The sequence below is a fragment of the Nocardioides ginsengisegetis genome (genome assembly GCF_014138045.1).
Taxonomy (GTDB): Bacteria; Actinomycetota; Actinomycetes; order Propionibacteriales; family Nocardioidaceae; genus Nocardioides; species Nocardioides ginsengisegetis.
Genome location: NZ_JACGXA010000001.1, coordinates 1,280,192 through 1,293,396, shown reverse-complemented (window position 1 = coordinate 1,293,396; position 13,205 = coordinate 1,280,192). Strand labels below are relative to the sequence as shown.

Below are 13,205 nucleotides of genomic sequence, written 5' to 3'. Positions count from 1 at the left end.
CGGTGACCTCGTACACGCTTCGAAGCGCCAGCCCTGCCAAGACCCGCACCGACGCCGTCGTCGTCGGTGTGCTGCAGACGCCGAAGGGCGCCTCGATCGCCCCCGGCGGGGAGGACGTGGCCAAGGCCTACGGGCGCAAGCTGAGCCCGCTGCTGTCGACGCTGGGCGTCACCGGCAAGGCCGGCGAGGTCGTCAAGGTGCCCACGCACGGCACCCTCACGTCCTCGCTGCTGGTCCTGGTGGGCCTGGGCAAGACGGCCACGACGAGCGACGTACGCCGCGCCGCCGGCACCGCCGCGCGCGCCGTCACCAACGCCGCCTCGGTCTCGCTGGCGCTGCCCGCCGACACGCCCGAGATGGTCCGCGCCGTGATCGAGGGCTACCAGCTCGGCGCCTACACCTACACGGCGTACAAGCACGACTCCAAGACCGACGCGACCGACCCGGGCGACGTCGTCGTGCTTGCCGCCGACGCCCGCAAGAAGGAGTACGTCGCGGCGTTCACCGACGCGCAGGTCCTCGTCAAGGCCGTCACCGGGACCCGCGACTGGGTCAACTGCCCTCCGGGCGACCTGACGCCGCCGAAGTTCGCCGACGCGGTGTCCGCCTCCGCCAAGGAGCTGACCAAGGGCCGCGGCGCGCCGAAGGTGACGGTGAAGGTCCTCGACGAGAAGGAGCTCGCCGAGCTCGGCTGCGGCGGCATCCTCGGCGTCGGCGCCGGCTCGGACGCGCCCCCGCGCCTTGTCGAGATCACCTACGCCCCCAAGGGCGCGACCAAGCACCTCGCCCTCGTCGGCAAGGGCATCACCTTCGACTCCGGCGGCCTGACCATCAAGCCGGCCCAGGGCATGCAGGAGATGAAGAGCGACATGGGCGGTGCGGCCGCCGTCGTCCAGGCGACGTTCGCGATCGCCGAGCTCGGCCTGCCGATCAAGGTCACCTGCTACGCCCCGATGGCCGAGAACATGGTGTCCGGCTCCGCGACGCGTCCCGGTGACGTGCTGCGCATGTACGGCGGCAAGACCGTCGAGGTCCTCAACACCGACGCCGAAGGCCGGCTGATCCTGGCCGACGCGCTCGTCCGCGCCACCGAGGCGAAGCCCGACGTCATCCTCGACGTCGCCACCCTGACCGGCCACATGGTCATCGCCCTCGGCGACCGGGTCGCGGGCGTGATGGGCTCGCAGGAGATCGTCGACGGCGTCCTCGCCGCCGCTGCCTCATCCGGCGAGGACCACTGGCCGATGCCGATCCCCGAGCAGATGAGCGAGCGGATCACCAGCAGCAAGGTCGCCGACCTCGCCCAGCACGACTGGATCCGCTGGGGCGGCGGCCTCTTCGCCGGTGCCTTCCTGCGCGAGTTCACCGCCGGCCTGCCCTGGGCGCACCTCGACATCGCCGGCCCGGCCTTCAACTCCGGCAGCCCGTGGGGCCACGTCACCTCCGGCGGCACCGGCTTCGCCGTGGCCACCCTCGTCGACTACGCACGGTCGCTGGCCGAATAGCGCCCGCCCGGCCGCGACGACGCTTCACCATGTGAAGTGGGTGAAGCTGCACTTCTCATGGTGAATTCACCGTGAGAAGTGACGGCTCGACCACTTCACATGGTGAAGCGTCGTCGGTGGGGCCAGCCGCCCTACAGCCCCTGCTGCTTGCGCCGCCGGTTGTAGTCGCGCATCCGCTGCGGCACGCCGACGACGGCGGCGTCGTACGACGGCACCTGGTGCCCGTTGCAGAACTTGTGCGCCCACTGCACCGACGGGACGCGACGGCGGGTCCACTCCCCGTCGTGGGCGACCAGCAGCAGCGTCACGTCGCTGACGGCGGTGCGGGGCTCGACGAACCCCTCGACGCCACGGCGTTCGGTGACCCACTGGTGGAGGTGCTGCTCGTCGGCGTTGGTCGAGGCACGCACGCGTGTCGATCCGGTGCGGGCGGCATCACGGGCCGGGCGACGCATGCGCGTGCCACGACGGAATCGGTCCAACCAAGCCATGCGTACAGGCTACTGACCAGTCGCATCGGGCCGGTGTGGACAGGCTCGGGAGAAGTGCAAAGATGGGGCCGACATCCAGCCCCTCCGGGCGACCTCACGGAAGGACCAGCGTGGCCGACGCCGACTTCGACGTACTCATCCTCGGTGCGGGCAGTGGCGGCTACGCCTGTGCCCTGCGGGCCGCCCAGCTCGGGCTGAAGGTCGGCCTGGTCGAGAAGGGCAACCTCGGCGGCACCTGCCTCCACGTGGGCTGCATCCCGACGAAGGCCCTGCTGCACGCGGCCGAGGTCGCCGACTCCGCGCGTGAGTCGGAGCAGTTCGGCGTCAACGCGACGTTCGAGGGCATCGACATGGCCGGGGTCAACTCCTACAAGGACGGTGTCGTCTCCCGTCTCTTCAAGGGCCTCACCGGACTCATCAAGGGCCGCGGCATCACCGTCATCGAGGGCGAGGGCCGCCTGACCGGACCCAGGCAGGTCACGGTCGGCGACACCGCCTACACCGGTGCCCACGTCGTGCTGGCCTCCGGCTCCTACTCCAAGTCGCTGCCCGGCCTGGACGTCGACGGCGAGCGGGTCATCACCTCCGAGCACGCCCTGCGCCTCGAGTCGGTCCCGAAGTCCGTGATCGTGCTCGGCGGCGGCGTCATCGGCTGCGAGTTCGCCAGCGTCTGGAAGAGCTTCGGCGCCGAGGTCACCATCATCGAGGCGCTCCCCCGGCTCGTCGCCGTCGAGGACGAGGCGTCCTCCAAGGCGCTCGAGCGGGCGTTCCGCAAGCGCAAGATCAACTTCAAGGTCGGCACACGCTTCCACAGCGTGAAGTCCACGAACGACAGCGTCGCCGTCACGGTCGAGGGGGCCAACGGTGAGCAGAGCGTCATCGAGGCCGACCTGCTGCTCGTCGCGGTCGGCCGCGGCCCGTCGACCGTCGGCCTGGGCTACGAGGAGCAGGGCATCGCGATGGAGCGCGGCTTCGTGCTCGCCGACGAGCGCTGCCGCACCAACGTCGAGGGCGTGTACGCCGTCGGCGACATCGTCCCGGGCCTGCAGCTCGCCCACCGCGGCTTCCAGCAGGGCATCTTCGTCGCCGAGGAGATCGCGGGCCTGGCCCCGCAGCCGATCGACGAGGCCGGCATCCCGCGCGTCACCTACAGCCACCCCGAGATCGCGTCGGTCGGGCTCGACGAGGCGAAGGCCACCGAGAAGTACGGCGCCGACGGCATCGAGTCGATCACCTACGACCTCGGCGGCAACGGCAAGAGCCAGATCCTCAAGACCTCGGGCTTCGTGAAGCTGATCCGCCAGAAGGACGGCCCGGTCATCGGCGTCCACCTGGTCGGCGACCGCGTCGGCGAGCTCATCGGTGAGGCGCAGCTGATCTACAACTGGGAGGGTCACGCCGAGGACGTGGCGCCCCTGATCCACGCCCACCCCACCCAGAACGAAGCGCTCGGCGAGGCCCACCTGGCCCTGGCCGGCAAGGCGCTGCACGCCCACTCCTGATCCCAGACTCATCACCCAGCTTTCTCCACCAGACACAGACGCGAGCGAAGGAACTCCATGGCCACCGAAGTCAACCTCCCAGCACTGGGCGAGTCCGTCACCGAAGGCACCGTCACCCGCTGGCTGAAGTCGATCGGCGACAGCGTGGCCGTCGACGAGCCGCTGCTCGAGGTCTCGACCGACAAGGTCGACACCGAGATCCCCTCGCCGGTCGCGGGCACGCTGCTCGAGATCAAGGCCAACGAGGACGACACCGTCGAGGTGGGCGCGGTGCTCGCACTCATCGGTGACGAGGGTGAGTCCGGCGGGTCGTCGGAGTCCGCGGAGGCGCCGGCGGAGGAGGCGCCCGCCGAGGAGGAGACCCCCGAGCCCGCCGCCGAGGAGCAGGCCGAGGAGCCCGAGGAGGAGCAGGCCCCGGAGCCCGCCGCCGAGGAGAAGCCGGCCGCCGAGAGCAAGCCGTCCGGCGGGGGTGGCGGCGGCACGTCCGTCACGCTGCCCGCGCTCGGCGAGTCCGTCACCGAGGGCACCGTCACCCGCTGGCTGAAGGCGGTCGGCGACGAGGTCGCGGTCGACGAGCCGCTGCTCGAGGTCTCCACCGACAAGGTCGACACGGAGATCCCCTCGCCGGTCGCCGGCACCCTGCTCGAGATCAAGGTCGAGGAGGACGAGACCGTCGAGGTCGGTGCCGAGCTCGCCGTGATCGGTGACGGCAGCGCCGCCCCGGCCGAGGAGAAGGCTGAGGAGAAGGCACCCGAGAAGGAGCCCGAGCCCGCCAAGGACGAGCCCAAGGACGAGCCCAAGGCCGAGCCGAAGGCTGAGGAGAAGGCACCCGAGAAGGAGCCCGAGCCCGCCAAGGAAGAGCCCAAGGCCGAGCCGAAGGCCGAGGAGAAGGCACCCGAGAAGGAGCCCGAGCCCGCCGCCGAGTCGACCCGGGGCGGCGACGCCGCGGGCTACGTCACGCCGCTGGTCCGCAAGATGGCCGGCCAGCACGGCGTCGACCTGTCGACGGTGACCGGCACCGGCGTGGGTGGCCGGATCCGCAAGCAGGACGTCCTCGACGCCGCGGCCGCCAAGCAGCAGCCCGCCGCCCCGGCCGCCGCCCCCGCCGCCCCCGCCGCGGCCGCCTCGTCGGCACCCGTGTCGACGACCCCGTCGCCGCTGCGGGGCACGACCGAGAAGATGTCGCGGCTGCGCAAGATCATCGCCACCCGGATGGTCGACTCGCTGCAGACCTCGGCCCAGCTGACCCAGGTGATGGAGGTCGACGTCACCAACATCGCGCGGCTGCGCGAGAGCGTGAAGGCCGACTTCCTGGCCCGCGAGGGCGTGAAGCTGACCTACCTGCCGTTCTTCGCCAAGGCGGCGATCGACGCGCTCAAGGTGCACCCGAAGCTCAACGCCGCGATCGACACCGAGGCCGGCGAGGTGACCTACTACGACCGCGAGAACGTCGCGTTCGCGGTGGACACCGAGAAGGGCCTGCTCACCCCGGTCGTCAAGGACGCGGGCGACCTCTCGATCGCCGGCCTGGCCAAGAAGATCGCCGACGTCGCCGAGCGGACCCGCTCCAACAAGATCGGCCCCGACGAGCTGTCCGGCGGCACCTTCACGATCACCAACCTCGGCAGCTTCGGGGCGCTCTTCGACACCCCGATCATCAACAAGCCGCAGGTCGCGATCCTCGGTCCGGGCGCCGTCATCAAGCGCCCGGTCGTCATCGACGACCCGAACCTCGGCGAGACGATCGCCGTGCGCCAGATGGTCTACCTGTCGCTCTCCTACGACCACCAGCTGGTCGACGGGGCCGACGCCGGCCGCTTCCTCAAGGACGTCAAGCAGCGCCTCGAGGCGGGCCAGTTCGAGGTCTGACCTCGCCGAGTCGGCGCAACCGCCGGGGATTCCCCGGCAGTTGCGCCGATTCGTCATTTACGGCAGGTCGCGGACGGCCTCGGTGAGCTCGGCGATGCCGACGACCACCGCGTCGGACACCTCGGCGGCCTGGGCGGCGGCGGGCACCGACCCGCCGCGGGCGTGCTCCTCCAGCGTCGCGCACCGTTCGGCCAGGTCGAGCAGTCCGAGGTTGGCCGCGCTCCCCCGCAGCCCGTGGGCGACCCGCACGACCTCCTCGGCGTCGCCCGCCCGCACGGCTGCGGCGAGCGCCCGGGCCGCCTGGGTGGCCGAGTCGCCGAAGCGGTCCACCATGCGGCGCACGAGCGAGGCGTCGATGCCGTCGCGCTCGACGAGCTCGTGCAGGCGACGGGCGGCCGTGGAGCCGCGGCGTACGTCGGTGGGGTGCACCCAGCGCGCCAGGGTGGCCTCGATGACGTCGGGCACGACGGGCTTGGTCAGGAAGTCGTCCATGCCGGCGTCGAGGCAACGCTCGCGCTCCTCGCCGGTCGCGGCCGCGGTCATCGCGATGATCGGGATGCGCGCGCCGTCACCGCTCATCGCCCGGACCGCGCGGGTGGCGTCGAAGCCGTCCATCACCGGCATCTGGCAGTCCATCAGGATCGCGTCGAAGCCGTCGGGGTCGTCGGCGAGCGCGGAGACGCCGGCGGCGCCGTTGTCGGCCAGCACGACGTCGTAGCCGAGCGCGCCGAGCACGCCCTCGGCCACCATCTGGTTGACCGGGTTGTCCTCCACGACCAGCAGCCGACCGCGCGCGGCGCCCGACACCGGGCGGGTCACGACCGGCGTCACGGCCTGCCCCGGATCCAGCCGGCCGCCGAGCGTGGCGAGCAGGTCGAGGAGCCGCGACGGCAGCACGGGCTTGCCCAGGAAGCTGTCGATGCCCGCGCTCGCGAGCCACTCCGGGCCGGGCTCCAGCGACGAGGACAGCAGCGCGAGTCGCAGCCCGCGGTGCCGCTCCTCCGACCGGATGATCCGTGCGAGCTGCTCACCGTCGGCGCCCGGCATCATGTAGTCGAGCAGGGCGACGTCGTACGGCGCGGCCCCGCGGGCGGAGGCGTCGAGCTCGACGAGGGCCTCGTACGACGACTCGACCGCGGTCACCTCGACCTGCCAGGCCTCGAGCTGCTCGCAGAGGATGAAGCGGTTGGTGGCGTTGTCGTCGACGACGAGCACCCGCAGCCCAGCCACGGCCTCCCGCAGGGCCTGCTCGGTGGGCGGCTGCTGCAGGGTGGCCGGCCCGAACGCCGCCGTGAACCAGAAGGTGCTGCCCGCACCCGCAGCGCTCTCGACACCGATCTCCCCGGCCATGGCTGCCACGATCCGCTGGCTGATGGCCAGGCCGAGCCCGGTGCCGCCGTAGCGGCGGGTGGTGGAGCTGTCGGCCTGTGAGAACGCCGTGAACAGGCGCCGCTGCACCTCCGGCTCGATCCCGATGCCGGTGTCGGAGACCTCGACGCGCACCGTCGACCCGTCGCCATCCCCACGGGCCCGCACCACGACCTCGCCCGCGTGGGTGAACTTCACGGCGTTGGCGACGAGGTTGGTGATCACCTGCCCGAAGCGGACGGGATCGCCGCGGACCATCGAGGGCATCTGGCCGGCGCTGGAGACCACGAGCTCCAGCCCCTTGCGGCTGGCCCGGTCCGAGACCAGGCCGACGCTCTGCTCGAGGATGGCGCGCGGGTCGAAGTCGACCTCCTCGAGGTCGAGCCGCCCGGCCTCGATCTTGGACAGGTCGAGGATGTCGTTGACGAGCGCGAGCAGGGTGCGGCCGGCCTGGTCGACGCCCTGGGCGAGCCGGCGCTGGTGGGCGGTCAGCTCGGTCCGGCTGAGCAGCTCGCTGAGGCCGATCACGCCGTTGAGCGGCGTCCGGATCTCGTGGCTCATCGTCGCCAGGAAGTCCGACTTCGCGCGGGAGGCGGCCAGCGCCTCGTCGCGTGCCGTGGCCAGCTCCTTGCCGCCCTCCTCACGCTCGGAGACGTGGGCCAGCAGGGTCAGCATCTGTCGGAAGATCGACAGCTCGGACGGGCGCGGCGGGGTCGCGGCACGGGTGCTGGAGGTGATCACGCAGGCCAGGCGCTCGCCCACGAGCGCCGGCCCGGCCACGAGGTGGGTGCCGTCGGAGCCGACCTGCTGCACCACGCGGCGCTCGTCGGCGGCGCGGACGGCGAGGGCCCGCGCCTCCGCCAACTGCTCCTCGGTGGTGCCGGCCCAGCCCGCCTCGACGTGCACCAGGCTGCCGGGCGTCCCCGGGTCCGGGACGGACACGAGCACGGCGGGCCACTGGGTGAAGGGGCGCACCACGGTGTCCGCGGCGAGCAGCGCCTCCTCGAGGGTGGAGGCCTCGTTCGCGGCCCCCGCCATCGCGCCGAGGAACGCCAGCCCCAGCTCGGCCTCCTTGCTGTCGGTCACGTCCTGCACGGTGCCGCCGGTGCGGATGATGGCTCCGGTCTCGTCCCGGACCACGACGCCCCGGGTGCGGACCCAGCGCGCCGGCTCCCCGAGCGGCCGGTCCAGCCGGGAGTCCATCTCGATGGTCTCCACGGGCTGGCTCCCGTTCTGGAGCTCGGCGTACGTCTGGTGGGCCGCGGCCCGGTCGTCGGGGTGGAGCAGCTCGAAGAACGACTCGGGGGACGGCACGAACGTCTGCGGGTCGAGCCCGAAGACGCGGTAGAGCTCGTCGGACCACCGCAGGACGCCCTCACCGACGTCGCGCTCCCAGCTGCCGATCCGGGCGATGGCCTGGGCCTCGGCGAGCTGGACCTCGCGGCGCTCGAGCTCCTCGAAGATCCGGCGCTGGGCCGAGTGGTCGCGCACCCGGTGCAGCCACGCCTGGTGCTCCCCGCGGTGGTCGACGAGCGGCGTGTGGCTGACCAGCGCCCAGAACTCCGAGCCGTCCCGGCGGCGCAAGAGGCACTCCAGGTCGGCGCCCGGCTCCCGGGAGACCTCCAGCCGGGCGAGGTGCTCGCGCAGCTGCTCGCCGCCCTCGGCGTCGAGGGCGTCGAAGGCCGAGAAACCGAGGACCTCGTCGTCGGCCAGGCCCAGCATCCGCGCCAGCTGGTCGTTGGCGTACGTCGTGGCGCCGTCGGGGCCGATGACCCAGAGGCCGTCGGGCACCGCACGGAGCACCCAGTCCTCGAGCTTCCCCGTGGCCGCGTCGTCGTCCCGGTCGCGCAGCTCCATGCCCAGATGGTCCCGCATTCCGGACCACGGCGTCTCAGGACCCTCCGAATCACTGGACCCCTCGGACCCGGGACATGGTGGGCGGGACATGGTTGGCCGGACATGGTTGGCCGGACATGGTTGGGTGGCGTCATGCACGTCGTCGTCGCGGGAGCCTCGGGCTTCCTGGGCACCCACCTGACCCGCGAGCTCACCACCCGGGGACACCAGGTCACCCGACTCGTCCGGGGCACCTCACCCGGCCGCGGCGAGTCCTCCTGGGACCCCTACTCCGGCACCCTCGACCACGACGTCGTCGCGTCCGCCGACGTCGTGGTCAACCTCGCCGGCACCCCGACGGCGGGCAACCCGCACTCCAAGACCTGGGCCCGCGAGCTGCGCGAGAGCCGGGTGACCACGACCCGCGTGCTCGCCGAGTCGATCGCGAGCAGCGGCACCCACCCGGCGTACCTCGCGGGCAACGGCATCAGCTGGTACGGCGACCACGGCGACGAGGTCCTGACCGAGGAGTCCGACAGCCGGGGACAGGCCCTGCTCACCCAGGTGACCCGCGACTGGCAGGCGGCCACCGAGCCGGCGTCCGTCGCCGGGGCCCGTGTCTGCGTGCTGCGCACCGCGCCGGTGATGGACCACCGCAGCGCCCCGCTCAAGCAGCTCGCGACCGTCTTCCGGCTCGGTCTCGGGGCCCGGCTGGGCGACGGCCGCCAGCACATGGCGATGGTCTCGCTCCGCGACTGGGTGGGTGGCGTGGTCCACCTCGCCGAGCACGAGGACGCGCACGGCCCCTTCAACCTGTGCTGCCCGCGCACCCCCACCAACGCGGAGTTCACCAAGACGCTGGCCCGGCTGCTGCACCGGCCCGCGTTCGCGTTCGCCCCGGCCGCGGTGCTCCGGGTCGGCGCCGGGGAGATGGCCCCGGAGCTGCTCGGCTCGCTCAACGTCCGGCCCGCCGCCCTGCAGTCCGCGGGCTACTCCTTCCGCGACCGCGACGTCACCGAGGTGCTGGCCACCGGGCTGGGCTGACCCCTGCCAAGAGCGCAAAAACGGGACGACGGACGTCGGTCCCGGGACGTAGCGTCGTCCTCGATGACGCTCACCGAGATCCCCACCCCTCACCCGGTTGCGACGACCCCGCAGCCGGGTCCCGAGCGCACCGTCGACTGGCGCCGGCTGCGCGGCCCGATCGCCGCCTGGGCGCTCGCGGCCTGTGCCCTCGCGGCCGTCGGCACCGCCCTCGGCTCGCTGGTCGCCGGTCGGCTCGCCGAGCACGCCACGACCGACCTGCTCTGGACCCTGGCCGCGTGTGTCGTCGGCGCGGCCGTGCTCGACACCGCCGCCCGCACCCTCTGGGCCGGGGTTGTCGACCGCGCCGAGGGGCGGCTGCGCGCCGACCTGCTGGACGCGGCGCTCCACCAGCCGCTGGCGGCCCTCACCGAGCAGGCCGTCGGTGAGGTCCTCGACCGGGTCGACGACGACACCCACGAGGTCGGCGTGCTGCTGCGGCAGAGCGCGTGGCAGGCGATCCGCACCTCGCTCGCCTCGGTGCCCCTGTGGATCGTGGCCGGCACGACCTGGTGGCCGGCGTTCTTCCTCTTCCCCGTCGCGGGCCTGGCCGCGGTCGCCGTCGTGCGGCCGCTGCTCGCTCCACTCGCGGCCCGCAAGGTCGAGGAGGAGGCCGCCTGGACCGACCACGCGGCCGCGATGGAGGAGGGCGTGGCGGGTCGCGACGACCTGCGCGCCAGCCTCGGCCAGGCCTACCTGCTGCGTCGCTGCACCGAGCTCGCCGCGACCGTCCACCACCGCTTCGCCGTCGTGCTCGGCTACGAGAGCCGGATCGGGCGACGCACCGGCACCCTGCTCCACGGGGTCCTCGCGGCCACCGCCGTCGTCGGCGTGGCGCTGGTCGTCGACGGCCGGCTCGACACGGCCGCGCTCGTGACGCTCTACCTCGTCACCACGATGTTCGTCGGCCAGGTCGACCAGCTCGCCCGGCACCTGCCCGACCTCCAGGCGGGCTTCGGTGCGGTGCTCCGCCTGCGGGGCCTGCTCGGCTCCGAGCCCGAGCCGGTCGGCGGCGACGCGCTGCCCGCGGGCGCCCTCGACGTGCAGTTCCGCGACCTCCACTTCGCCTACGCCGAGGGCCCCTTCGCCCTCCAGCACGTCGACCTCCGGGTGCCCGCCGGCACCACCTGCGCGCTGGTCGGCCGCACCGGCTCGGGCAAGTCCACCCTCGCCTCGCTGCTGTCCCGCGCCGTCGAGCCCGAGCCCGGGTCGGTCCTCCTCGGCGGGGTCGACCTGCTCGGCGTCGACCTGCAGCAGCTCCGGTCCGCGGTCGGCGTGGTCACCCAGCGCACCGAGATCCTGGCCGGCACCCTCGCCGAGAACATCACTCTCTTCCAGCCCGTGCCGCGGGCCGAGGTCGAGGCCGCGATCGTCGAGCTCGGTCTCGAGGACTGGGTCGCCGGCCTCCCCGACGGCCTCGAGACGCTCCTCGGCCCCGGCGGCACCAGCCTGTCGTCGGGCGAGGAGCAGCTGGTCGCCTTCGCCCGGCTGCTGGTCCGGCACGTGCGCGTCGTGGTCCTCGACGAGGCAACCGCCCGCATGGACCCCGTCACCGAGGCCCACGTCGTGCGTGCCGCCGACCGGTTGCTCGCCGGCCGCACCGGCCTGCTCGTGGCCCACCGGCTCTCGACGACCGAGCGTGCCGAGCAGGTGGCCGTGCTCGAGGGCGGCCGGGTCGTGCAGCAGGGCCCGCGGGCGCGGCTGGCGCAGGCCGACGGTCCCTTCCGCGACCTGCTGGCGGCCTCGCGGGACGCCGAGCAGCACGAGCACGACCACGAGCACGACCACGGGGCCGCCCACCCCGGCACCGCGGTCGGCACCGCCCGGCGCACCGGCGAGCCGCCGGCCCCGCCCACGCTGCGACCGATCCCCGGCCTGGCCCGGGCCACGACGTCGGCGCTCCTGATCGAGCCGCGCTGGGGCCTGCTCTCGGTCGGGCTGTTCCTGGTCTCGGCGCTCACCGGTGCCTTCGGTGCGGTCACCGGATTCCTCTGGGGCCACCTCGTGGCCGGCCTCCAGCGCGGTGAGGACCCGTGGGTCCTGGTCACCGCGCTCGTGGTCTCCCTGCTCGTCGGGCCGCTCCTGATGGCCGAGGCCTTCCGGCGCTACCCGCGCTGGTGGATCTCGGTGATGCTGCGGGCCCGCACGGCCGTCCTCGTCGGGCAGACGATGCAGCGCCGCCTCGACCGCACCCCGCCGGGCGAGGTCGTGGCCCGCACCATGGACGCCGACCGGCTGGCCCGCTACGCCGACCGCTGGGTCGACTTCGTCAACGGCCTGATCATCGCCGGCGTCACCGCGGTGGCCGCCCAGAGCTTCCTGGCCGGCGGCGTGCTGCTCATGGTGATGCTGGCCAGCTCACTGGCTTCGTCGTTCGGCCGCCGGATCGCCGGTCGCTCCGCCGCTGCCTCCTCGGCCGCGCGCGCCCGCTTCGGCCGCTCCCTGGTCTCCACGCTCGACTCCGTCCGCACGGTCAAGCTGGCGGCGGCGACCCCGAGCGTCCACGCCCACCTCCGCGAGGTCGACGGCGGCCGCGTCGACGCGGCGGTCCGCGAGCACCGCGTCCAGGCCTTGCTCGACGGTGTCCCGATCGTCATGGTCCAGTGCGGTGTCGTGACCGCGTGGGCGGTCCTGGTCGGCGGCGGCTGGGGGCTGGCCACGGCCCTGCTCGTGGCCGGCGCGGTCAACGGCTTCGACTGGTTCGGTCGCGTGGCCGGCTCGGTCATCACCGAGGCGCCCGGCACCCGCGCATGGATGCGCGCCACCAGCCGGCTGGCCGGGGGTGGTGACCTGATGGAGCTGCCGCCGGGCGTCGACCTCGTCACCGGCGCCGCACCCGCGCCGACCCCGGTGCCCCGTGAGGAGCTGCGCACGCTCGAGCTGGTCGGCCTGACCGCCGTCCACGACGACGGCACCGTCGGCGTCAGCGACGTCGACCTCACCCTCCACCGCGGCGAGCTGGTGCTGCTGCTCGGCCAGGTCGGCTCGGGCAAGTCCAGCCTGCTGTCGGCGCTGAGCGGGCTGGTCTCCAGCACCGGCGAGATCCGCTGGAACGACCGTCCGGTCGAGGACCCCCAGACCTTCCTGCGCCCGGGCCGCGTCGCCCACGTCGCGCAGGTGCCGCGGGTGCTGTCCGGCACGTTCGGCGAGAACGTCAGCCTCGACCACGCCACCCGCCTGGTCGACCCGTCCCTCGAGGCGGCCCGCCTCGGCCGCGACGTCGAGGAGGCCGGCGGCCCCCACGCGGTCGTCGGCCACCGCGGCGTGCGGCTCTCGGGCGGCCAGGTCCAGCGCCTCGCGCTGGCCCGTGCCCTCGCCTGCGACGCCGAGCTGCTCGTCGCCGACGACGTCTCGTCGGCGCTGGACGCCGCCACGGAGATCGAGCTGTGGCGGGGGCTCCGCGAGCGGGGCGCCACCGTGGTCGGTGCCACGTCCAAGCGGGCCGCGCTGGCGCAGGCCGACCGGGTCGTCGTGCTGGTGGAGGGCCGGGTCGCGGCCGTCGGCCCCTGGGCCGAGCTCTCGGCGCGGTGGGGGCGGCTCGCGGGCTGACC

Annotated in this window: 7 protein-coding genes; 5 read left to right on the top strand and 2 right to left on the bottom strand. The window is 73.4% G+C overall.

Translation table 11 applies throughout. The features are described 5' to 3' along the window. Window positions 1-2 precede the first annotated feature (2 nt). Window positions 3-1,505 (top strand): leucyl aminopeptidase, encoded by a 1,503-nt coding sequence (locus FB382_RS06095; RefSeq protein ID WP_182537638.1) that lies wholly within the window; start codon window positions 3-5, stop codon window positions 1,503-1,505. A 131-nt stretch (window positions 1,506-1,636) separates the two neighbouring features. Here FB382_RS06095 and FB382_RS06090 read toward each other — a convergent pair whose 3' ends face one another. Further along, on the bottom strand, window positions 1,637-1,996 hold the full coding sequence (locus tag FB382_RS06090) for a hypothetical protein (RefSeq protein ID WP_246377105.1): 360 nt from the start codon (window positions 1,994-1,996) through the stop codon (window positions 1,637-1,639). Between the two features lie 110 nt (window positions 1,997-2,106). On the opposite strand from FB382_RS06090, the gene lpdA reads away from it, so the two are divergent. Together lpdA and sucB are read left to right on the top strand one after the other, a co-directional pair. Then, on the top strand, window positions 2,107-3,498 hold the full coding sequence (gene lpdA, locus FB382_RS06085; protein ID WP_343055502.1) for a dihydrolipoyl dehydrogenase: 1,392 nt from the start codon (window positions 2,107-2,109) through the stop codon (window positions 3,496-3,498). Window positions 3,499-3,555: 57 nt separating this feature from the next. Next, window positions 3,556-5,367: a 2-oxoglutarate dehydrogenase, E2 component, dihydrolipoamide succinyltransferase gene (sucB, locus tag FB382_RS06080; RefSeq protein ID WP_182537636.1), complete on the top strand. Its 1,812-nt coding sequence runs from the start codon at window positions 3,556-3,558 to the stop codon at window positions 5,365-5,367. 57 nt (window positions 5,368-5,424) lie between these two features. Here sucB and FB382_RS06075 read toward each other — a convergent pair whose 3' ends face one another. Continuing rightward, on the bottom strand, window positions 5,425-8,592 hold the full coding sequence (locus FB382_RS06075; RefSeq protein ID WP_182537633.1) for a response regulator: 3,168 nt from the start codon (window positions 8,590-8,592) through the stop codon (window positions 5,425-5,427). Between the two features lie 132 nt (window positions 8,593-8,724). Between FB382_RS06075 and FB382_RS06070 the strand changes: the two genes are divergently transcribed. Both FB382_RS06070 and FB382_RS06065 read left to right on the top strand, forming a co-directional pair. Next, window positions 8,725-9,615 (top strand): TIGR01777 family oxidoreductase, encoded by an 891-nt coding sequence (locus tag FB382_RS06070; protein WP_182537631.1) that lies wholly within the window; start codon window positions 8,725-8,727, stop codon window positions 9,613-9,615. 63 nt (window positions 9,616-9,678) lie between these two features. Continuing rightward, window positions 9,679-13,203: an ATP-binding cassette domain-containing protein gene (locus FB382_RS06065; RefSeq protein WP_182537629.1), complete on the top strand. Its 3,525-nt coding sequence runs from the start codon at window positions 9,679-9,681 to the stop codon at window positions 13,201-13,203. The last annotated feature ends 2 nt before the right edge of the window (window positions 13,204-13,205 follow it).

What these genes read in the sequence shown, in the direction of transcription:
- FB382_RS06070 (WP_182537631.1), top strand. Translation starts at nt 8,725, where the DNA reads ATGCACGTCGTCGTCGCGGGAGCCTCGGGCTTCCTGGGCACCCACCTG.
- sucB (WP_182537636.1), top strand. Translation starts at nt 3,556, where the DNA reads ATGGCCACCGAAGTCAACCTCCCAGCACTGGGCGAGTCCGTCACCGAA.
- FB382_RS06075 (WP_182537633.1), bottom strand. Translation starts at nt 8,592, where the DNA reads ATGGAGCTGCGCGACCGGGACGACGACGCGGCCACGGGGAAGCTCGAG.
- FB382_RS06090 (WP_246377105.1), bottom strand. Translation starts at nt 1,996, where the DNA reads ATGGCTTGGTTGGACCGATTCCGTCGTGGCACGCGCATGCGTCGCCCG.
- FB382_RS06065 (WP_182537629.1), top strand. Translation starts at nt 9,679, where the DNA reads ATGACGCTCACCGAGATCCCCACCCCTCACCCGGTTGCGACGACCCCG.